Annotated in this window: 17 protein-coding genes and 1 riboswitch; of the genes, 8 read left to right on the top strand and 9 right to left on the bottom strand. The window is 74.1% G+C overall.

Features of this window, described 5'->3' with window-relative positions:
- Positions 1-4: 4 nt before the first annotated feature.
- The 3 genes from CO540_RS09330 to CO540_RS09320 all read right to left on the bottom strand — a co-directional run bounded on the left by CO540_RS09330 (position 5) and on the right by CO540_RS09320 (position 4083).
- A complete protein-coding gene (locus tag CO540_RS09330; RefSeq protein WP_099161721.1) occupies positions 5-1021 on the bottom strand; it encodes a glycosyltransferase family 2 protein in 1017 nt (338 codons plus the stop codon).
- Positions 1018-2670 (bottom strand): carbamoyltransferase C-terminal domain-containing protein, encoded by a 1653-nt coding sequence (locus CO540_RS09325; protein ID WP_099161720.1) that lies wholly within the window; start codon positions 2668-2670, stop codon positions 1018-1020. The genes CO540_RS09330 and CO540_RS09325 overlap by 4 nt, the downstream gene beginning before the upstream one ends.
- 201 nt (positions 2671-2871) lie before the next feature.
- Positions 2872-4083, bottom strand: coding sequence for a globin domain-containing protein (locus tag CO540_RS09320; RefSeq protein WP_099161719.1), 1212 nt, complete (start codon positions 4081-4083; stop codon positions 2872-2874).
- Between the two features lie 163 nt (positions 4084-4246).
- Between CO540_RS09320 and CO540_RS09315 the strand changes: the two genes are divergently transcribed.
- Together CO540_RS09315 and CO540_RS09310 are read left to right on the top strand one after the other, a co-directional pair.
- A complete protein-coding gene (locus tag CO540_RS09315; protein WP_091578643.1) occupies positions 4247-4684 on the top strand; it encodes an Rrf2 family transcriptional regulator in 438 nt (145 codons plus the stop codon).
- Positions 4684-5316 (top strand): class I SAM-dependent methyltransferase, encoded by a 633-nt coding sequence (locus CO540_RS09310; RefSeq protein WP_099161718.1) that lies wholly within the window; start codon positions 4684-4686, stop codon positions 5314-5316. Before CO540_RS09315 ends, CO540_RS09310 begins: the two co-directional genes overlap by 1 nt.
- A gap of 87 nt (positions 5317-5403) precedes the next feature.
- On the opposite strand, the gene CO540_RS09305 is transcribed toward CO540_RS09310, so the two are convergent.
- Positions 5404-6660, bottom strand: a complete 1257-nt coding sequence (locus CO540_RS09305) for a hypothetical protein (protein ID WP_099161717.1) — start codon at positions 6658-6660, stop codon at positions 5404-5406.
- A 96-nt stretch (positions 6661-6756) separates the two neighbouring features.
- Positions 6757-7410, bottom strand: coding sequence for a bifunctional 2-polyprenyl-6-hydroxyphenol methylase/3-demethylubiquinol 3-O-methyltransferase UbiG (locus CO540_RS09300; protein ID WP_099164681.1), 654 nt, complete (start codon positions 7408-7410; stop codon positions 6757-6759).
- A gap of 164 nt (positions 7411-7574) precedes the next feature.
- Between CO540_RS09300 and CO540_RS09295 the strand changes: the two genes are divergently transcribed.
- Positions 7575-9674: a type IIA DNA topoisomerase subunit B gene (locus CO540_RS09295; RefSeq protein WP_172967818.1), complete on the top strand. Its 2100-nt coding sequence runs from the start codon at positions 7575-7577 to the stop codon at positions 9672-9674.
- Positions 9675-9706: 32 nt separating this feature from the next.
- Positions 9707-12196, top strand: coding sequence for a DNA topoisomerase (ATP-hydrolyzing) subunit A (locus CO540_RS09290; RefSeq protein ID WP_099161716.1), 2490 nt, complete (start codon positions 9707-9709; stop codon positions 12194-12196).
- A 406-nt stretch (positions 12197-12602) separates the two neighbouring features.
- Here CO540_RS09290 and CO540_RS09285 read toward each other — a convergent pair whose 3' ends face one another.
- From CO540_RS09285 to CO540_RS09275, 3 genes are all read right to left on the bottom strand, one after another.
- Positions 12603-13940 (bottom strand): uracil-xanthine permease family protein, encoded by a 1338-nt coding sequence (locus tag CO540_RS09285; RefSeq protein ID WP_099161715.1) that lies wholly within the window; start codon positions 13938-13940, stop codon positions 12603-12605.
- 96 nt (positions 13941-14036) lie between these two features.
- Positions 14037-14681, bottom strand: coding sequence for an alpha-ketoglutarate-dependent dioxygenase AlkB (locus CO540_RS09280; protein WP_099161714.1), 645 nt, complete (start codon positions 14679-14681; stop codon positions 14037-14039).
- A gap of 40 nt (positions 14682-14721) precedes the next feature.
- The gene (locus CO540_RS09275) at positions 14722-16047 is read right to left on the bottom strand and encodes a polysaccharide pyruvyl transferase family protein (RefSeq protein ID WP_099164680.1); all 1326 of its coding nucleotides are present in this window, start codon (positions 16045-16047) and stop codon (positions 14722-14724) included.
- Positions 16048-16194: 147 nt separating this feature from the next.
- Between CO540_RS09275 and CO540_RS09270 the strand changes: the two genes are divergently transcribed.
- The 4 genes from CO540_RS09270 (at position 16195) to CO540_RS09255 (ending at position 20228) form a co-directional block, all read left to right on the top strand.
- Entirely contained in the window at positions 16195-17379 is a 1185-nt protein-coding gene (locus CO540_RS09270) for an acyltransferase (protein ID WP_099161713.1), read from the top strand.
- A gap of 79 nt (positions 17380-17458) precedes the next feature.
- Positions 17459-17818, top strand: coding sequence for a hypothetical protein (locus CO540_RS31190; RefSeq protein WP_099161712.1), 360 nt, complete (start codon positions 17459-17461; stop codon positions 17816-17818).
- Positions 17819-17967: 149 nt separating this feature from the next.
- Positions 17968-18732, top strand: a complete 765-nt coding sequence (locus CO540_RS09260; RefSeq protein WP_099161711.1) for a hypothetical protein — start codon at positions 17968-17970, stop codon at positions 18730-18732.
- Between the two features lie 307 nt (positions 18733-19039).
- Positions 19040-19179, top strand: a riboswitch (cyclic di-AMP (ydaO/yuaA leader).
- Positions 19180-19388: 209 nt separating this feature from the next.
- Positions 19389-20228, top strand: coding sequence for a C39 family peptidase (locus CO540_RS09255; RefSeq protein ID WP_099161710.1), 840 nt, complete (start codon positions 19389-19391; stop codon positions 20226-20228).
- On the opposite strand, the gene CO540_RS09250 is transcribed toward CO540_RS09255, so the two are convergent.
- Positions 20216-20839 (bottom strand): hypothetical protein, encoded by a 624-nt coding sequence (locus CO540_RS09250; protein WP_253866576.1) that lies wholly within the window; start codon positions 20837-20839, stop codon positions 20216-20218. The two genes, CO540_RS09255 and CO540_RS09250, sit on opposite strands and share 13 nt — an antisense overlap.
- Between the last annotated feature and the right edge of the window lie 548 nt (positions 20840-21387).

Here is a 21387-nt window from a genome sequence, read left to right as displayed (position 1 = left end):
AACATCAGCGCCCGGCCCCGACCGGCAGGGCGCGGGCGCGCCACCAGCCGCGTACCCAGTGGACGACCGCCAGCGGCGGGATCAGCGCGCTGGTCGCGACCATCGTGGCGACCTCGTGCGGGGTGCGCGGACCGGGCGCGATCCGGGCCCGGGCGAACTCGGCGGTGCCGGCCGCCCAGCCCAGCGCGGCGAGCCCGCCGAGCCCGCCGACCGCCCGCCGCGACCGGGACGACGGTCGGGTGACGGCACGAGCCGCGACGGCGGCCAGCGCCACCGCGCCGGCGGCGGTGACCGCCACGTGCCGGGGCCGCCGACCCGGCGGCAGGTCCAACTCGGCACGCCAGCGGCGGCCGTGGAGCCGGCGCAGCAGCGCGTCGTCGGCGTTGCCCCGCTGGGTGCTCAGGCTCACCCAGCGGCTTTCCGGGCGGACCGGGTGGGTCACCCGCCGTCGGCCCCGGACCAGCTCCCAGCCGACGCGTCGGACCCGGTGGGCCAGCTCGGCGTCCTCCCGGTAGGCGCGCGGGAACCGCTCGTCGAACCCGCCGACGGCGGCGAGCGCGACCCGGCGGTACGCCATGTCGGCGGTGATCCACCGACCCTCGGCCAGGCCGGCGGTGCCGCGTTCCCAGTCGGTCGGTCGCCGGTGGGCCGGCAGCGGCACCTGCACCACGCCCTGCACACCGCCGACCCGGCCGGGCACCGCCAGGTCGGCGCGCAGCCGACGGATCCAGTCCGGCGCGGGCACCACGTCGTCGTCGAGGAAGACCACCCACTCGCCGCGGGCGGCCCGCCAGCCCAGGTTGCGGGCCGCCGCCGGGCCCGCGCCGCGTCTGGTGAGCACCTTCGCGTACGCGGTCAGCGCCCCCGGCACCGCCAGCTCGCCGGTGTCGTCGCGCCGGTCGTCGACCAGCAGCAGCTCGACCTCGGCCGGTGCCTCGTCGCCGCCGAGCTGGGCGGCGAGCGCGTCCAGCAGGGCGGCCAGGCTGGGCCGGCCCAGCGTCGGCACCACCAGGCTGATCACCGGGCACCGCCCAGCGCCGGGCGGTGCACCGCGAACGGCCCCAGGGCGAGCAGGTCCACCGGTGCGGAGCCGAACAGCTCCATGGCCTCGCGCGGGGTGTCCACCATGGGCCGTCCGGCGGTGTTGAGGGACGTGTTCACCACCACCGGCAGGCCGGTGCGCCGCTCGAACTCGGCGAGCAGCTCGGCCACCAGCGGCTCGGTCTCCGGGTGCACGGTCTGCACCCGGGCGGTGCCGTCGACGTGGGTCACCGCCGGGATCCGGTCCCGCCACGCCGGCTTCACCCGGTGCACGAAGAGCATGTAGGGGCTCGGGTAGGTCCCCTCGAAGAGGTCCGCGAAGCGTTCCGCGCGCACCATCGGCGCGATCGGGCGGAACTGCTCGCGGCCCTTGACGTCGTTCATCCGCCGGGTGGTGTCCCGGTCGCCGGGGTGGGCGAGCAGCGACCGGTGCCCCAGCGCGCGCGGGCCGTACTCGCTGCGCCCCTGGTACCAGGCGACGACGCCGTTGTCGGCGAGCACCCGGGCCGCCTCGGCGGCGATCGACGCCGGCCGGGTGTAGGGCAGCGCGGCCCGACGCAGCTCCGCCTCCAGTTCCTCGTCCGACCAGCCCCGGCCGAGGTCGGCCCCGGTCATCGGAACGGACCGGTCACCCAGCTCGCCGGCGACGTGCAGGGCGGCGCCGAGCGCGGTGCCCGCGTCGCCGGCCGCCGGCTGCACCCAGACGTCGCGGTACGGGCCCTCGGCCGCGATCCGGGCGTTGGCGACGCAGTTCAACGCCACCCCGCCGGCCATGGCCAGCGTGCCGGCGCCGCCGGAGGCGTCGTGGAGCCATCGGGCCAGGTCGAGGACGATCTCCTCCAGCCGCCGCTGGACGCTCGCGGCCAGGTCGGCATGCTCCTCGCCCGGCTCCGTGCCGGGGGCGACCGCCTTGGCCAGGCTCGCCCAGTCGACCGGCTCGACCCGGAAGCCGCCGTCGTCGGTGGCCCGGACCAGCTCGCGCAGCGCGTCCAGGTGCTTCGGCGTGCCGTAGGAGGCCAGCGCCATCACCTTGTACTCGTCGCTGGAGTGCAGGAAGCCGAGGTGCCGGGTGAGGTCCTCGTAGAGCAGGCCGAGCGAGTGGGGCAGCTGCTGGGAGCGCAGCGGCGTCAGCCGGCCGTCCCGGTAGACGCCGGCCAGGTGGCTGGTGACCTCGCCCCGCCCGTCGAGCACGAGCACCGCGGTGTCGTCCCCGGCCGGCGGCGCGGCCAGCCCGGCGGAGGCGGCGTGCGCCACGTGGTGCGGCACGAAGCGCACCTTGTCCGGGTCGAGGCCGGGCAGCGCGGCGGCGAGGAACTGCGGGGCGCGACGCGCGTAGTCGACCCGCAGCCAGTCCCAGGGGTCGGCGAGGCCCAGGTCGGCGGCGTCGCGGCAGAGCCCGGGGTCGAACGAGTACGCGACCGCGTCCAGGCTGTCCACATCGGTGTTCGCGCTGGCCAGGCACCAGGCGGCGGCCAGCTCGGGCAGCTCCCAGGCGGAGAAGGGCACGGGTCGCTTGCCGTGCTTGCGACGGCTGAACCGCTCCTCCTCGGCGGCGGCCACCACCCGGCCGTCGACGACCAGGGCGGCGGCCGGGTCGTGGAAGATCGCATTGATGCCCAGGACACGCATGGGAGGACCCCTACCCCGGCGATCCGCCCCTAACCTGAAGGTCATCGACTTCTCTGCAACGTGGTATCTCCGCTGTGGAGGTTCCGGAAAGCCCTGGTCGCGGCCGGGACGGCCATCGTCGCTGGAAAAGGGGGCTGTGGAGTCCTGTTTTCGGGGCGTCGGTGGGACGGGCGCCGGCCGGCGCCCGTCCCACCGGGTCGGTCAGGCCGGCAGCATCCCCGGGCCGAACACCTCGTAGGCGATCCGGTCGGCCGGCACCCCGCGCCGCAGCAGATCGCCACGGACCGCGTTCATGAACGGGATCGGCCCGCACAGGTGCGCCGAGACCCCGGTTGCGACCGGGATCCGCTCCGGTTCGACCAGACCGGGGGACACCTCCGCCTTCAGCCCGGGCAGGTCCGCGCCGACGGCGTCCTCGTACCAGAGGTGGACGGTGAGATTCGGCAGCCGCTCCTGGAACGCGGGCAGCTCGTGGCGCAACGCGTGCGCGGCGGGGGCCCGGTCGGCGTGCGCCAACGTCACCTGGCGGCCGGGGTCGCGGTCGGCCAACCGGGCCAGCGCCGCCATCGCCGGGGTGAGCCCGATGCCGGCGCTGACCAGCAGCAGCGGTCCGCCGTCACCGGTGGCGTCGACCTCGCCGAAGGCCGGGCTCAACCGGAGCGTGTCGCCGACGGCCACGCGCTCGTGCAGGTGTCCGGACACCAGCCCGTCGGGCGCGCCGGCCGTGCCGCGCACCCGCTTCACGGTGATCCGCCACCGGTCGGCGCCGGGCCGGCCGGAGAGGCTGTACTGGCGGATCTGCCGACCCCGGCCGCCGTCCAGGTCGACCGCCACCGAGACGTAGCTGCCGGGGGTGAAGTCGGGTGCGACGGCGCCGTCGGCCGGCGCGAGGGTGAACGAGACGACGTCGGTGGTCTCCCGGGTCCGCCCGGTCACCCGCCAGTCCCGCCAGACCGGGCCGCCCTCGGGCACGCCGGCCCCGGCGTAGAGCCGCGCCTCGCGGGCGATCAGCTCGCACGCCAGCAGCCAGTAGACCTCGTCCCAGGCGGCGGCGACCGACGGGGTCACGGCGTCGCCGAGCACCTCGCCGACCGCGGCCAGCAGGTGCCGGCCGACGATCGGGTACTGGGTGGCGGTGATCCCGAGGGAGGCGTGCTTGTGCGCGATCCGGTCCAGCACCGGCCCCCAGGGCGCGCCGGCGTCGCCGGTCAGGTGCCCGGCGTACGCGGCCACGGCGGCGGCGAGGGCGGCCTTCTGCTGCCCGTTCGCCTGGTTGCCCCGGTTGAACAGGTCGAGCAGCTCCGGGTGGGCGTCGAACATCCGCTGGTAGAACCGGCCGGTGATCGCCTCGCCGTGTGCCCGCACGGCGGGCAGGGTCGCCGTCACCACGGCGGCGGAGGATTCCGAGAGCACGACTGAGTCTCCTTCTGGCGTCGAACGGGTCGATCACCACGAAACAGGAATCCAAGATTCCGCTTTAGGGTCGAAGGTCCCGGGGCCGAGGTGGCGCCGGTCACCCCGACAGCGCGGCGATCTGCCCGTGTCGCGGACGGCGTCGACTGGCTAGGGTCGGGGCGTGAGGCTCAACCGGTCGACCGACATGGCGCTGCGCATCGCCATGCTGACCGCCGCGTCCCCGGTCCGCGCCACGGTGGACGAACTCGCGACCCGACTCGCGCTGCCCCGCAGCCACGTCGCCAAGGTGGTGCAACGGTTGCAGCGGCTCGGCGTCCTGGTGACCATCCGGGGCCGCTCCGGCGGGGTGGCCTTCGCCGAGCACGCCGGCGAGCTGACCGTGGGCCAGGTGGTCCGGGCCTTCGAGGGCGACGACGAGGTGGTCAACTGCCACGAGCCGGCCTGCCCGCTGGTCGCCGGCTGCCGACTGCGCGGCGAACTGCGCCGCGCCCAGGCCGCGTTCCTCGCCGTCCTCGACGGGGTGCGCCTCGGCGACCTGGTGGACGGCGCGGCCGGCCCGCTCCTGCTCAGCCTCGGCGCTCCGCCGGCGGGTCGCTGATGGGCGTCTCCCACCCGATCTTCGCCCGGCTCTTCGCCCGGGCCAGCGTCGCCCTGGACGAGGCCGGCGTCGCCGCGCACCGGCGGCGGCTGGTCGCCGGGCTGCGCGGTCGGGTGGTCGAGGTCGGCGCCGGCAACGGACGCAACCTGCCGCACTACCCGCCGACCGTGACCGGGGTCCTCGCCGTCGAGCCGGAGCCGCGCCTGCGCGCGCTGGCCCGCGCCGCCGCGCCCGCCGCGCGGGTGCCGGTGACCGTGGCCGCCGGCCTGGCCGAGGCGCTTCCGGTCGCCGACGGCGCCGCCGACGCGGTGGTGTTCTCCCTGGTCCTCTGCTCGGTGCCGGACCAGGCGGTGGCGCTGGCCGAGGCGCGCCGGGTGCTCCGGCCCGGCGGTGAGCTGCGCTTCTACGAGCACGTGGTGGCGCAGACACCGGGCCTGCGCCGGGCCCAACGCGTGGCCGACGCGACGCTCTGGCCGCTGTTCTGCGCCGGCTGCCACACCGCCCGGGACACCGTGGCGGCGATCGGCGCCGCCGGCTTCACCGTCACCGGGCTGGACCGGTTCCGCTTTCCCGAGGCCGGGCTCCCGGCGCCGGCCTCGCCGCACGTGCTCGGCACGGCGATCCGGGCCTGACTCGCCGGCCTCGCCGCACGTGCTCGGCACGGCCGTCCGGGCCCGACCGCCCGGCGCCCCGGGAAACGGGACGCCGGGCGACCGGGGTCAGCCGACGCTGACTGTGCCGTCCGGGGCGCGGACGCAGGACACGCTGCGGGCGCCGGTCGCCGCCGCGCCGCTCAGGCACCGGCCGAGCACCTGGTGCCCGGCGGCGCTCGGGTGCCACGACTCCTGGCAGGTCTGGAAGTAGGTGCCGCAGGCGTTCGCGATCCGCTGGATGTCGAGCTTGTCCTTGCCGGAGAGGCTGGTGACGAAGACGCCGGTCGGACCGTCCATCAGGCGGATCGGGGTGGCCAGGGCGTTCGCCGGGCTCCCCGCCGACTCGCAGAGCCGGGCGCCGTCGAACGCGCGTTGCACGTTGAGGTAGACCAGGTCGTCGGTCGGGAACTCGGCGGCCAGCGTGCCACGCACCGAACTGACCAGCGTGCCGAGCCCCTGGGAGAACCGCTGGCCGGGCGCCAGGCTGGCCCGGTGGATCGGGCAGCCGGCCGCGTACCGCTCGGCGCCCAGGGCGCGGAACTTGTCCCGGGTGTCGTCCCGGCTGTCCTCGCTCCAGTAGCTCTGGTCCAGCTCGGACGGCAGCGGGTTGGTGTAGTCCTGGAACACCACCCGGTGCTGGCCGTCGGCGTCGACCTGGTCGAGCGTGGTGAGCAGCTGCCGCAGCGCGGCGGTGGTCTCCGCGGTCGCGGCGGAGAACTGCGCGGCCGTGCCCAGGTCGGCGTCGCTGCACGGCTTCTGCTCCACCGGGCCGCCCAGATACGCCCAGAACTCCCACCAGCCGGTCCACGCGTCGGCGATGAACCGGTTGGCGCACTTCTCCGCCACGCTGCCGAAGGTGAACGAGCTGTTGTTCGAGCCGAGGCCGACCAGCACCAGGTCGATGTCGTGGGTCTGCGCCACCGCCCGCAGCTGGTCGAGCTGGGCGGCCACCTGCCGACCCTTCGCCCGGGTGGCCGAGGCGTTGGCGATGTCGTACGGCTGCCCGCCCGAGCAGGCCAGGTTGAACCGGGCGGCGATGCCCGGCAGCTCGGCCCGGAACAGTGAGGCGTTCGGCGAGCGGTGGCAGAAGTAGGCGTTGGCGTTCGCCGCCGACCAGCCGGGGAAGCCCTGGGTCACCCCGTTGACGTCGACCACCGGCGCGTACGCCCCGGCGCCCTCGCCGCTGATGAAGCTGTCACCCAACGCCACCGCGGCGGTGGGCAGCGCCGCGGCGGCGGGCGGGGCCGGCGCCACCGCGGCCGGCAGTGCCACCGCGGCGACGGCCATCGCCGCCGCGAGCACGGTACGACGGAACACGGACATGCCCGACCTCCCCCTCACACATCGAAATGTGAAAGATTCTTCAAGGAGGCGATCAGATCACGGGCGTGTGACGGGCGTCAATGGCCCGACACGGGCTCACGAACGGTGGAACTCCGCGCGCCACCGCAGCCCGCCGTCCGGCGCGGTGATCTCCTCGACCGGTCCCGGCGTGAGCCCCGCCGCGCCGAACGACTCGACCTCGGCGCGGGTCAGCGGCCACGGCGGACCGTCCACCGCCTCGCCGGGGCGTCGGCCCGCCGCGATCACCAGCAGCATCCCGCGCGGCGCCACCAGCCGCCCCACCGCGGCCGTGGCCCGCGCGCGCAGCCCGACCGGCAACGCCTGCACGTTCATGCTCTCCAGCACCAGGTCGAAGCCGCCCGCCCAGTCGGCCGGCGGGTCGAACAGGTCGGCCACCTCGTAGCGGACCGGCGATCCGGCGTGCCGCCGCCGCGCCGCCCGCACCACGGTCGGGGAGACGTCGAAGGCCACCGTCGTGAACCCCAGGCCGGCCAGGTGCTCGGCATCCCGGCCGAAGCCGCACCCGACCACCACCGCACGGCGCCCGGACCCGTCCGGGCGCACCCGCCCGGTCCACTCCGCGAGCAGGGAATGCGGCGCCGCCAGGTCCCAGGGCACCTCGGCCGCACCCCGCTCGGCGTCGGCGTAGAGCCGCTCGAACCGGCCGATCGCGTCGTCCTCGGCCGACGGCCGGGAAGACGATCCCTGGCTCGCGTCGTTGACGTGCATGGACGCCTCCCCGCTCCGGGCGCCGCCGTATCCGGTGGCGGCACCGACCCGGCCCGCAGGGTAACCGGACAACGCACCGCACCCGGTGACACGGACCTGTCGGAGCGCCGGGCTAGGCTCGCTCCGGCGCGCCGCGCCCGGCGATCGCCGTGGGGGATCACACGGTGAACGGCACCACCACCGCCGAGACCTGGGAGTACGACCAGTTGACCGCACAGCCTGAGACGCTCTACGGCGCCGACGACCTCACCCACCTGGAGGGGCTCGACGCCGTCCGCAAACGCCCCGGCATGTACATCGGGTCGACCGACAGTCGTGGCGTGGGTCACCTCGTCAACGAGATCCTCGACAACTCGACCGACGAGGGTGTCGCGGGTCACGCCACGAAGGTCGACGTGATCCTGCACGCCGACGGGTCGGTCCAGGTCGACGACGACGGCCGGGGCATCCCCACCGACGTGCACGCCAAGTCCGGCATCTCCGGCGTCGAGCTGGTGCTGACCCGGCTGCACGCCGGCGGCAAGTTCGGCGGCTCGGGCTACAAGACCTCCGGCGGCCTGCACGGCGTCGGCGCCTCCGCCGTCAACGCGCTCTCCCGCCGCTTCGACGTCACCGTCCGCCGCGGCGGCAAGGTCCACGCCATGTCGTTCCGCCACGGCGTACCCGGGATCTTCGACGGCGACGGCCCGGACGCGCCGTTCACCCCCGGCCCCGGCCTGCAGATCGTCGGCGCGATGAAGCGCGGCCAGCGCACCGGCACCTCGATCCGCTGGTGGCACGACCCCCGCTACTTCGAGACCGGGGCCGCGCTCGACACCGAGGCGGTCCGGCTCAAGCTGCGCAACACCGCCTTCCTGGTCCCCGGCGTGGCCTACCGGCTGCGCGACGAGACCGGCGAGGAGGCGGTCGAGGAGCGCTTCCACTTCCCCGACGGCCTCACCGACATGGTGGAGTTCCTCTCCCCGGCCGGCGACCGTCCGGTCTCCGGCACGCTCCTGGTCACCGGCGAGGGCACCTACCGCGAGAACGCCGCCGACGCCAACGGCGTGATGCAGTCCAACGTGCAGCGCCGGGCCGAGGTCGAGATCGCGTTCCGCTGGGGCACCGGCTACGAGCGCACCGTGGAGTGCTTCACCAACACCATCCGCAACGCCCACGGCGGCACCCACCGCAAGGGCTTCGAGCGGGCCCTGGCCCGCACCCTGGCCGACGCCGCCCGCGCCACCCGCGGCCTGCTCAAGCCCAAGGAGGACGCGCCCACCCTGGACGACGTCCTGGAGGGCATGACCGCGGTGGTGCACGTGCGCATCCCGGAGCCGCAGTTCACCTCGCAGACCAAGGACGAGCTCTCCACCGCCGGCATCACCAAGGTGCTCCAGGGCCTGGTCGAGGCGCACCTCAAGAGCTGGCTGGAGGACCGTCGCACCAAGGCCGAGGCCCGCACGGTGCTTCAGAAGATCGTCGACGCGGCCCGGGTCCGGCTCACCCAGAAGCAGCAGAAGGACGCCGCCCGCCGCAAGACCGCGCTGGAGGGCGCGGCGATGCCGGCGAAGCTGGTCGACTGCCGGGCCACCGGCGTCGAGCGCAGCGAGCTGTTCATCGTGGAGGGCGACAGCGCGTTGGGCACGAGCCGGATGGCCCGCTCCTCGGAATACCAGGCGCTGCTGCCCATCCGCGGCAAGATCCTCAACGTGCAGAAGGCCAACCTCCAGCAGGTGCTGGACAACGCCGAGTGCGCGGCGATCGTGCAGGTGCTCGGCGCCGGCTCCGGCCGCACGTTCGACCTGTCCACGATGCGCTATGGCCGGGTCCTGATCATGGCCGACGCGGACGTCGACGGCGCGCACATCCGGACGCTGCTGATCACGCTGTTCGCCCGCTACATGCGACCGTTGATCGAGGCCGGCCGGCTCTACGCGGCGATGCCGCCCCTGCACAAGATCACCACCAGGGGGCGCAACCCGCAGACCGTCTACACCTACACCCAGGCCGAGATGGAGGCGACGGTCCGCAAGCTGGAGAAGGCCGGCAAGCAGATCGTCACCCCGATCCCGCGTTTCAAGGGCCTCGGTGAGATGGACGCCGACGAGCTCTGGGACACCACCATGAACCCGGCCACCCGGGCGGTCCGGCGGATCACGCTCGACGACGTCGAGGCCGCCGAGCGGATCCTCGAACTGCTCATGGGGGAGAAGGTCGAGCCGCGTCGCAACTGGCTGATCGACTCCGCCGACCGCGTCGACCGCGACGCCATCGACGCCTGACCCTCGGGTTCGTTTCGGAAGGAAGCTGCACCATGGCACGCCGCAAGGACGACCGCGCCAAGGCGGACCTCTCCGCCTTCGACCAGGCCGGCGCCCGGGTCTTCGACAACCCGCTGGTCACCGAGGTCTCGGACTCCTACCTGGAGTACGCGTTCTCGGTCATCCACTCCCGGGCCCTGCCGGACGCCCGGGACGGGCTCAAGCCGGTGCACCGGCGCATCCTCTGGTCGATGTACGAGCAGGGCCACCGCCCGGACCGGGGCCACGTCAAGAGCGCCCGGATCGTCGGTGACGTCATGGGCAAATACCACCCGCACGGCGACACCGCGATCTACGACGCGATGGTGCGGCTGGCGCAGGACTTCTCGCTCAACGTCCCGCTCATCGACGGGCACGGCAACTTCGGGTCCCCGGACGACGGACCGGCGGCGGCGCGCTACACCGAGGCCCGGATGTCCCGGGAGGCGATGCTGCTCACCGGCGAGCTGGGTGAGGACACCGTCGACGTCGAGCCCAACTACGACGGCTCGCTGACCCAGCCCACCGTGCTGCCGGCGGCCTTCCCGAACCTGTTGGTCAACGGCGCGTCCGGGATCGCGGTCGGCATGGCGACCAACATGATCCCGCACAACCTCGGCGAGGTGGTGCAGGCCGCCCGCTGGCTGATCAACCACCCGGACGCCACGCTGGACAAGCTCATGGAGTTCGTGCCCGGGCCCGACCTGCCCACCGGCGGGTTGCTGCTGGGCCTGGACGAGGTGCGCCGGGCGTACGAGACCGGGCGCGGCGTGGTGCGGATGCGCGGCCGGGTGCAGATCGGCCCGCTGGAGGGCAGCCGCGGCCGGCAGGCCATCACCGTCACCGAGCTGCCCTACGGCGTGGGCGCCGAGAAGGTCATCGCGGCCATCACCAACGAGGTCAACAAGACCAAGCGGCTGACCGGCATCGCCGACGTCAAGGACCTGACCGACCGGGAGAACGGCACCCGCCTCGTCGTCGAGTGCAAGGTCGGCGTCAACCCGCAGGCGCTGCTGGCCGACCTCTACCGGCTCACCCCGCTGGAGCAGTCGTTCGGCGTGAACAACCTGGTGCTGGTGGACGGCCAGCCGCGCACGCTCGGGCTCAAGGAGCTGCTCGAGGTGTTCCTGTCGCACCGCTACGAGGTGGTGACCCGCCGCAGCTCCTACCGCAAGCGCAAGCGGGAGGAGCGGCTGCACCTGGTCGACGGCCTGCTGGTGGCGCTGCTCGACATCGACCGGGTGGTCAAGCTGATCCGGGCGAGCGAGGACGCCCAGGCGGCCAGGGACGGCCTGATGCAGAAGTTCAAGCTCTCCGAGATCCAGGCCGGCTACATCCTGGACACCCCGCTGCGTCGGCTGACCAGGTACGACCGGCTGGAGCTGGAGGCGGAGCAGGAGAAGCTGCGCGGCGAGATCGCCGAGCTGTCGAAGATCCTCGACGACCCGAAGGTGCTGCGGAAGCTGGTCTCGGACGAGCTGGCCGCGGTGGTCAGGCAGTTCGGCGCCGAGCGGCGCACCACGCTCGTGGACGGCGACCTCAAGGAGGTCCTCGCGGCATCGGTGCCGGCCGGCCCGCTGGAGGTCGCCGACGACCCGTGCCAGGTGATCCTCTCCGCCACCGGCCTGGTGGCCCGCACCGCGGCCGAGTCGGAGGAGGCCGCCGAGGCGCGCCGGCGCAGCGGCCGGGTCAAGCACGACGCGGTACGCGCCGTCGTCCACTCCACGGCCCGCGGCCGGGTGCTGGTGGTGACCAGCGCCGGCCGGGCGTTCAAGATCGACGTCCTGCCGTTGCCGGTGCTGCCGGAGCAGTCCGGCACCGTGTCGCTGCGTGGCGGCATGTCGGCCGCCGAGCTGGTGCCGTTGGAGCCGGGGGAGACGGTCGTCGGGCTGGCCCCGCTGGGTCCGTCCGCGCCGGGGTCACCCGGCCTGGCGCTCGGCACCCGGCAGGGCGTGGTGAAGGTCTGCGCACCGGACTGGCCGGTCCGCTCGGACGAGTTCGAGGTGATCTCGCTGCGCGACGGCGACGAGGTGGTCGGGGCGACCTGGCTGACCGACGCCGCCGAGACGCTGGCGTTCGTCTCCTCGGAGGCGTCGCTGCTGCGTTTCCCGGCGTCCCTGGTCCGACCGCAGGGTCCCAAGGGGGGCGGGATGGCCGGCATCAGCCTGCCGGCCGGCGCCCGGGTGGTCTTCTTCGGCGCCGTTCGCACCGACGACGCGACGCACGGCGAGCCGATGGTGGTCACCTCGACCGGCGCCACGGTGAAGGTGACGCCGTTCAAGGCCTACCCGGCGAAGGGCCGGGCGACCGGCGGCGTTCGGGCCCAGCGGTTCCTCAAGGGTGAGACCGACCTGTCGGTGGCCTGGATCGGCCCCCGCCCGGTGGGCGCCACGGCCAACGGCGACCCGGTGGAGCTGCCGCCGGCCGACCCGCGCCGCGACGGCTCCGGTTTCGCCGTGATGCTCGGCCCCACCGTCGTCGGCCACCACATCGACCGCGACTGACCCGCACCCGCCCGCCGGGCGGGGCTCGGCCTCGCCGAGCAGCGGTTCAGCGCCATCCTCGACCGGCCGAACCGACCCGCGACCGGTGCCCGCATCGGGCGCGCACGGCAGCCGTCGGGCGGAGTGCTCACCGCCGGTAGCTGCGCGGGCGAGCACACCACCAGAGAGCGATATACCGCTGGGTCATAAATATGACTCAGCGGTATATCGGCCGAAGATGGTCAACCGTCCCGCGGGAGAGGCCGTGGGTGTCCGGGTCCCGGAGCACCTGTTCCTCGCGCAGGCGGGCCGCCGCGGCCCCGGCCCTGCGGAGCCGGCCTGGTCCGGCGTGGCCCGGCCTGGTCCGGCGTGGCCCGGCGTGGCCCGGCCTGGTCCGCCTCGGCCCGGCCGACCCGGCCGGCTCCGGTCAGAGTTCGGGTTCGGGGCCTCGGCGGGACTCCGGGGTGGTGCCGCGCAGGCGGGCGATCAGGCGCATGCCGTGATAGATCATCAGTGCGGCGGCGGTGCCCAGGGCGATGCCGTTGAAGGACAGGTCCCCGGCGGTGAGCGTGTAGTTGGCGGCGCCGACGATCACCGCGACCGCGGCGGTCAGCAGGTTGACCGGGTCGTGGAAGTCGACCCGCCCCTCGATCCAGATCCGGGCCCCCAGGACGGCGATCAGGCCGTACAACGCGGTGGTGGCCCCACCGAGCACGCCGGCCGGCACGGTGAGGATCAGCGCGCCGAACTTCGGGCAGAGCCCGAGCAGGATCGCGGTGCCGCCGGCCACCCAGTAGGCGGCCGTCGAGTAGACCCGGGTGGCCGCCATCACGCCGATGTTCTCCGCGTACGTGGTGGTGCCGGAGCCGCCGCCGGAGCCGGCGAGCACGGTGGCGACACCGTCGCCGAGGAAAGCCCGGCCCATGTCCCGGTCGAGGTTGCGGCCGGTCATCGCGGCGACCGCCTTGACGTGCCCCGCGTTCTCCGCGATCAGCACCAGGATCACCGGGATGACCAGGACCACGGCCCGGAGGCTGAAGCTCGGGGTGTGGAACTCCGGCAGGCCGACCCAGGCGGCCTGCCGCAACCCGCTGACCGCCTGCTGGTCGAGCTGACCGGTCAGCGCGGCGAGCACCCAGCCGACCACCACGCCGAGCAGGATCGACAGCCGGGCCAGGAAGCCGCGGAAGACGACCGTGGTGACCAGGATCGCGGCCAGGGTGACCAGGGCGATCAGCGGTTGCGCCTTGACGCCGGTGCCGGCGCCGCCGCCGTCCCAGGCGACCGGCGCGAGGTTCAGGCCGATCAGCGCGACGATCGCGCCGGTGACCACCGGGGGCATCAGTGCGTCGATCCAGCGGGCGCCGGCCAGGTGGACCACCACACCGACCAGGGCGAGCGCGACGCCGGCGGCGACGATGCCGCCGAGCGCGGCGCCGATCCCGCCGCCGGTCTTGGCGGCCAGGACCGGGGCGATGAACGCGAACGACGACCCGAGGTACGACGGCAGCCGGTTGCCGGTGATCAGCAGGAACAGCAGCGTGCCGATGCCGGAGAAGAAGAGCGTGGTGGCCGGCGGGAAGCCGGTGATCAACGGGACGGTGAAGGTGGCGCCGAACATGGCGACGACGTGCTGCACGCCCACACCGACGGTGCGCGGCCAGGAGAGCCGTTCGTCGGGGCGGACCACGTCGCCGGGGCGGACCGAGCGGCCGTCGCCGTGCAGGGCCCACGGGGACCGGCGGGTGGTGGGGGACTGGGTCATCGGTCGCCCTTTCCGTCGTCGGGTGACGGGGGCGTGATCGACCCTGGGAGTTGTTTCTAGCACGGAGTCGGCCCACGGGAGGGCCCGGGCCGGTGGTCAGGCCACCCCGGCGGGTCGGAACTGGACGCTGACCCGGGGGCCGACCGGGCGGGCGGTCTTCGGCACGGCGTGCTCCCAGGTGCGCTGGCAGGAGCCGCCCATCACCACCAGGTCGCCGTGACCGAGGGGGAAGCGCAGGCTGGAGCCACCGCCGCCGCGCGGACGCAGCAGCAGCTGGCGGGGGGAGCCGAACGAGACGATCGCCACCATGGTGTCGGTGTGCGCGGAGCGGCCCTGGGTGTCGCCGTGCCAGGCGACGCTGTCCCGGCCGTCGCGGTAGAGGCACATGCCGGCGGTGACGAACGGCTCGCCCAGTTCGGGCGCGTAGTGCCGGGTGAGGGCGTCGCGCGCGGCGGTGAGCACCGGGTGCGGCAGCGGCCGGCCGGCGGCATACCAGCAGAGCAGGCGTGGCACGTCGACCTCGGTGTCGTACATGGTGCGGCGCTCGGCCCGCCACGGTACGCCGCGCCGCAGCGTGTCGAGCACCGCGTCGGAGCCGCGCACCCAGCCGGGCAGGTGGTCGACCCAGGCGCCCCGGCTCAGCTCGTGGCGGCGCGGCCCGGTCGGCCCGGCGAGCGGGCCCAGGGCCGGGCCCTGCTCGGCCAGGTCGAGCATCGAGGGCTGGTACGCGACGTCGGACACGTCGCCGATCGTACCCCGGAGTCGAACAGGCGTACGACGGTCAGCGGCCCAGCATCCGGCGGACCGGGCCCGGCACGGCCTGCTTGATCCGCTCGCGCAGCCCCTGGCCGCGCAGCCCGGCGACCGTGTCGGCGAGCGCGCGGTTGTCGTCGCGCAGCCGCTCGATGCGGGTCAGCAGCTCCTCGCGCGGTGCGGCGCCGACCGGGCGGACGGCCGGCGGGAACACCGTCTCGCGGACCCGCTGGTCGAACCGGGCGGCGCTGTCGCCGTCGGCGAACGACGTGCCCAGGTCGTGCTTGGCCAGGAACGCGGTGATCGTCGCGAAGCGGGCCTTGTGGCCGGAGTTGAGCGCGGTGTAGTCGGCCTCCGCGTAGAGGTCGGCGGCGTCGACGTCGGCGGGCACGTCCCGCATGATCCGGTGCGGGATGTCGAAGTAGCGGGCCAGTTCCAGCGTGCGCGAGTCGTGCGCGAAGAGGTAGCCGGGGGTGCCGGAGATCAGCGCGGTGATGGTGCCGTGGATCCGGGTGCCGAAGGCGAAGTCGTAGTCGGCCAGGTGCGCCATCCAGGTCCACGGGTCGACGAACATCCGCACCTTGTCCTCCACGAAGAGGGGGTGCGAGGTGTGCAGCGGCATCTCGCCGCTCTTGCCCCGGTGCTCGGGCGCGTCGCCGTAGAGCAGGGTGCCCAGGGTACGCAGGTCCTGCGGCACGTAGCAGAGGTTCGGGTAGCGCTCCCGGTGGTGGCGGACGACGGCGGCCATCGAGGCGACGTACGGGGAGATGGTCAGCGCGACCCGGTCGTCGGTGCTCAGCTCGTCCCGGGGCTTGTCCAGCCGGAAGGTGTCGCCGTGCAGGAACATCGACGGGCAGCCGATCTGCTCCACCGCGGAGAAGCCGAGCGTCCGCAGGTAGCTCTCGGTCACCTCGCCGCGTACGCCGATGCTGTGCGACCGGTCGAGCACGGCCCGGCAGAACGCGCTGACCGGCTCGTCGATCTGGCGCAGGTACTCCCGGTCGCCGTCGACGTTGGTCTGCACGCCCACGCCGAGGACGACCACCGGGATCTTCAGGCGCTCGATCAGCCGGGTCATCGGCGTGAGGCGGTGCACGAAGCTGCGGCGGAAGGCGTTGGCCAGCGGGACCACGAACACGTCGTACCGTTCGTTGATCTCGTCGGCGAGGCGCGGGTCGGCCGGGCTGCGGGTCGCGGTGATCTCCGCCGTGGAGGTGGCCAGCAGCTTGTGCGCGGCGTGGCTGAAGACCAGGTTGCCCGTGTTGTCGCCGATCCAGTTGCCGGCGAACGTCTCCTCCGGCGTGAGGACGTCGAACGGGCCCTTGCGGGCGCGGAGCAGGATCCGCTGGTGCATCCGGTTGGTCACCTTCCGTACTGGCACGGCGTGTCCGGCGGGCCGGGTGGGCGCCCGCTCGGGCAGGAACGGAAATCCTATCCGCCGCCCGCCGGGGCCCGGCCGGGCCTCGGCACCCCGCTCCTCCCGGCGGGTAGGGTGCCCGGAATGACCAGTGCGCCGACCACCACCCGCGCTCCGCGCCTGCCGTCGCTGACCGGGTTGCGCTGGGTCGCCGCGCTGCTGGTCTTCGGCTTCCACGCGGGCACCATGCGGATCGTCGCCGAGCCGCATCTCAAGGCGGTGGTCGACAAGGCGTTCAGCCTGGGCCTGTCCGGGGTCGAGTTCTTCTTCATCCTCAGTGGATTCGTGCTGGTGTGGTCGTACCGCGACGGCGAGCCGGGGCGGACGTTCCTGTGGCGCCGGGTCGCCAAGATCTACCCGAACCACGTGGTCACCTTCCTGGCGGCGCTGGCCGTGGCGGCCTGGTTCGCCGACCCGGTGCCGCGGCTGGCCGCCCTCGGCAACCTCTTCCTGGTCCAGGCGTGGATCCCGTTCGGCGGCTACTTCTACAGCGTCAACAACGTGAGCTGGTCGCTCTCCTGCGAGTTGGCCTTCTACCTGTGCCTGCCGCTCGCGGTGCCGTGGCTGCGTCGGGCCCGTACCGGGGCGCTCCGGGTCGTGCTGGTCGCCGCGCCGCTGCTCATCCTCGCCCTGTGGCCCGGGCAGCAGCTGGTGCCCGAGGAGCAGCGGTGGTGGTTCACCCAGATCTTCCCGGTCACCCGGTCCTTCGAGTTCTGGATGGGCGCGGCCGCCGCCGAGCTGATGCGCCGCAACCGCTGGCGCGGCCCCGACCTGACCGTGGCCAGCCTGCTCTTCGTCGGCACCTGGGTGGTCGCCGCGTTCTGGGTCCGGGCCGAGTTCTGGGCGGCGCTGCTCGCGGTGGCGTACCTGCTGGTGATCACCGCGGCGGCGCAGGCCGACGTGCGGGGCCGGTGGACCCCCTGGCGATCCCGTCCGATGGTCTGGCTGGGCGAGGTCTCCTTCGCCTTCTACCTGGTCCACGTGCTGGTCATGGTGACCGTGCTGCGGCTCACCGGCGACTGGGGCACCGGACTGCCCGGGTGGCGGGGCCCGCTCGCGGTGCTCGGCTTCCTGCTGCTCAACCTGGCGCTCGCCGCCGCCCTGCACCGCTGGGTGGAGGTGCCGATGATGCGGCGTCTCGGCCCGCGCCGGCCCCGCCCCACGTCGGCCGCCGCCGCGCCGGCGCGGTCCGTGCCGGCGCCGAGGTCGCCCGCCGACGGCGGCACCCCCACCCCGATCGAGTACGCCGGGCGGCGCCGCCCCGACTGAGCGCGTCCACCCTGGTCGGTGGTGTCACGACACGCCGACCGAGAGTGCGCGGCGGTGGGATCGGCGGTAATTTGTACCCGTGCTTCCGATCGCGCTCACCTGTCCCGTGTGGTGGGTGGCGCGCTGGGCGGCACGCATGCTGGCCAGCCTGGCCGTGGTCGTCGCCTGCTCGCTCGGCGCCACGACGCTGCCCGCCGGGGTCGCCACGGCCGCCCCGGCGCCGGCCGGTCCGGCCGTCGGTCTGACGTCGCGTACCCCGACGGGCACGCCGGTCGCCGCGCGGCCGGAGCGTGTCGACGTCGCCGAGCGGCCGGCCCCCTCCACCGGCGTCCCGGAGCCCGCGCCCCGGCACGCGGTCGCGCGGCCCGGCCACCGGGAGCCGGTCCCGGCCGGTCGGCACCCGGCGCCGGTCGGCCCCCGGGCCCCGCCCGCCCGCTGACCACACGGGCCGTCCCCGGCCCGTCCCCGCACCCACCGAACCTCACCCCGCACCCGCCTCGGCGGCCCGGCGGCGCCCGTTCCGCGGCCGCGCCCCGCCCCGACCGGCGTGCGACCTTCCCGCCACGTCTTCTCCGTGAGGTGCCGACCATGTCGCAGACCGTTCTCCACCACTTCCTCACCGCCGTCCCCGAGGCCGCCGCGATCTGGTCGGCCCTGCTCGTGCTCGCCCTCGGCCTGCTCGCCGTGCTCGTCGCCCGTCCCGACCGCGACGGCGCGGCGGACCTCGAACCCGATCCGGTCGACGCGGAGGCGCTGCACCGGGCGGACCTTGCCCGCTACGCCGACGAGGTGGCGGTGGCCGCCACCGGAGCCGCCCAGACCGCCCGCCGACGACGCGAGCGGTGGCTGGCCGTCCAGGACGAGGCGAAGCGGGCCTGGGTGGCCTTCGACGAGGCGGAGGCGGCCGCCCGCCGCCTGGCCGGCGCCGCCGCGCTGCCCGCGCCGCGCACGCCACACACCCCGTCCGAGTACGCGGCGCGGGAGCGCTGGCTGCACCACGCCGCCATGGCGGCGCACTGGCGGGGTGACCTGACCGCCCGGCAGCTCGCGGACGTGCTGGCCCACCGCAACGGGTGGGACCCGCGTCGCCATCCGGCCGAGCAGGAGATCGTGCTGGCCCGGACGATCCGTGACGGCCGACGGGCGGCCTGGGAGGCGGCCGCCGAGCGGGAGCGACAGGCCTGGCGGGACGCGGAACTGGCCGCCGACGCGGCGCGGACGCTGGCCGCCGAGACCTACGCGGCGGCCGCTGCGGTGCGGCCGTCGCCCGCCCCCCGCGCTGCGTCGGCCACCCGCGTCCGGGTGCCCACCGTCGTGCGCGGCGCCCGCTGGCGGCCGGCCCGGGTCGGCTGAGTGGCGGTCTCCGCCGAATCGTTACCCGAATGCGGTGAGCCCGCTCACGTGCGGCCCGGAAACGGGCGCTCGGCGCACAACCGGTCAGCCGACCCGACAATTGCGGGGCGTCGGCCGGTCGAATGCCCGCTTTTCGCCTTCAGATGTCGGCTCGAACCCTTGTCCCCATTGAGTGAAGTCAGTAACCGGCTGTTCCGATATCCGTAGTCGCGGACGACGTTTCCGCAGGTGGGAGCGCTTGGCTTGAGGCGTACCCACCGGTAGTGTCGGCGCGTCCGGTGCGGTTTCCGATCGCAGACGGCGACGCCGCACCGACCCGCCTAATCGTGCATACGAACCGGGGACCCACAGCAACACCGGGGTGAATCCGCGAGCCACGGCCCGCGGTAGGGCGTACTTCCCGCCCGAATCCGTCAGCTAACCCGGTCGGCGGCCACGGAAGGAGTTCCATTCCTCGTGCGAACCACCCCCCGATCGTCCCCCCACCTCCACGGCCCGGTGGTGCCGGCGCTCGCCTGACGGCGACGCCCACCCGATCCCCCGTGTGCGCCCGGCTGTCCGGGCGCTCCGTCCCGCGGCCGTCCCGCCCCGTCGAACGCGCGTGAGGTCCTCCGCGCGTGGGGCCGGCGTGTGCCGCTCACGCCCTGGAGGAACCCGTGAAGCACCACCTGAAGCGTCAGCTGCGGCGTCTCGCCACCGAGCGCCCGTACCAGATCATCGCCGGTTCGGCCGCCGCCCTCGTGTTGGCCGGCGGCACCGGTGTCGCCCTCGCCGCCACCGACGACACCCCGTCCCGGTCGGAGAACACCGTCGCGGTCGCCGAACTCGGCTCCCGCCTCGGCGAGGCCGCCAGCCGCGGCGAGGCCCGCATCGCCGTCCCGTCGCCGAGCGCCTCGCCCAGCGCCGCACCCACCGCCTCGCCCTCGGCGAAGCCGGCGGCCAAGGCCACCACTGACCCGGACACCAAGCCGAAGCCCAAGCCGAAGCCGCCGGCGAGCAAGGTGCTCGACTACGACTACCAGGCGCAGACCACCTACTACTACTGCGGCCCGGCCGCGGTGCGCAACGCGCTCAGCGCCACCGGCATCGAGCGGAGCCAGGACACGCTCGCCCTCGCCCTCGGCACCACCGAGATGGGCACCAACTCGGCCGAGGACACCACCCGTGTGCTCAACCAGCAGGTCAAGGGCAACCCGTACCGGACCCGCATGATCCCGGGCGCGGCCACCCCGGCCCAGATGGACCGGCTTCAGGCCGACGTGGTCACGGCGGTCAGCAACGGCCGCGCGGTCGTCGCCAACGTCGCCGGCGACGCCACCGACACCAACGGCGGCTGGCACTCGTTCCCGGGCGGCCACTACATCGCGGTGGTCGGCTACAAGAACGACGGCCGGACCGTCCGGATCGCCGACTCGGCCGACCCGTCGCTGCCCTCGTACTGGGTCACCACCATCGACCTGGCGAACTGGATGGCGACGCGCGGCTACTCCGCCTGACGCCTCTCGCTACACGCGAAGGCCGGCACCCCGTGTTCGGGGTGCCGGCCTTCAGTCTTACTTGGTCCACAGTGCTGGGCCACGATGTCGGTGGCCTGCTTCTCCCACTGCGCGTACGCGTCGGGGTAGGCGGAGACCTGGACGGTCTGCGCGGCCTCGGTCAGCGGCATCTTCTCCCAGCCGTCGACCTGCTTCAGGCCCTTGAGGAACGCCAGGGTCGAGTACTCGGGGTCGGTGATCTGCTCCGGCGTGCCCCAACCACTCGACGGGCGCTGCTGGAACAGGCCCAGCGAGTCGTGGTCATTCTTGTCGCCGAGGTGCCCGAGGTTCTCCAGCTTCGACTCCTGCAGGGCGGTGGCGATCGAGATGACCGCGGCCCGCTCGGGCAGGCCGGCCTTCTTCGTCGCGGCGATGATCGCCTTGGCGTTGGCCAGCTGCTCGTCGTTCAGCGTGATGGTCGACTGCTCACCCTGCACGGACGCGACCGCGACGGGCTTGCCGGCGGCGGCATGGGCGGTGTCGGCGTGGGCGGCGACCGGACCGGCGAACACACCACCGGTGAAGGCCAGACCAGCAACACCCAGGATGCTCTTGCGCAGGATCGTGTTCATGAGGGGGCTCCATTCGGGGGTCAACACACCCGGGGGGGGTGTGGGCACCGTCAGGCGCTCAAGAAGTCTTGGGGGGGGACCCGGCACGCTCGTGGAGCCTGGGGGTCAGCTCACGGGGCCGGGGATGTCCGGTTGGCTCGCGGGGCGGGGGCCTCGTCGCGGCGCCGGGATGATGTGTAACGACCGGCGGCCTGCCGTCATTCCCCGGGGGCGGGGCGGCGGCTCAGGGGTTCGCTGCCTGCTCGGTCGTTCACCCGTCTACAGCGCCGCCGACCCACCGCCGATTCCGCGTCCAGGGTGCCGCCCACCACCACCGAACCGGACACCCCACCGCATCCCAGGCGCCCGGGTGAAAGCCCACGGGTGCATCCGGACACCCGCAGACACCCGTGACGTTCCACCCAGCGGCCGCCAGCCCCGTCGGTGGAACGTCATGGCTGCATCCCGGCCGCGGAGACACCCATGACGTTCCACCCAGCGCCCGCCAGCCCCGTCGGTGGAACGCCGTGGGTGTATCCCGGCCATGGAGACACCCATGGCGTCCCACC

Origin of the sequence: Micromonospora sp. WMMA2032 (assembly GCF_002688545.1) — a bacterium.
In the GTDB taxonomy this organism is placed as follows: Bacteria; Actinomycetota; Actinomycetes; order Mycobacteriales; family Micromonosporaceae; genus Micromonospora; species Micromonospora sediminicola.
The sequence above is the reverse complement of the archived record's forward strand: the minus strand, read 5'-3'. Positions and strand labels throughout refer to the sequence as shown.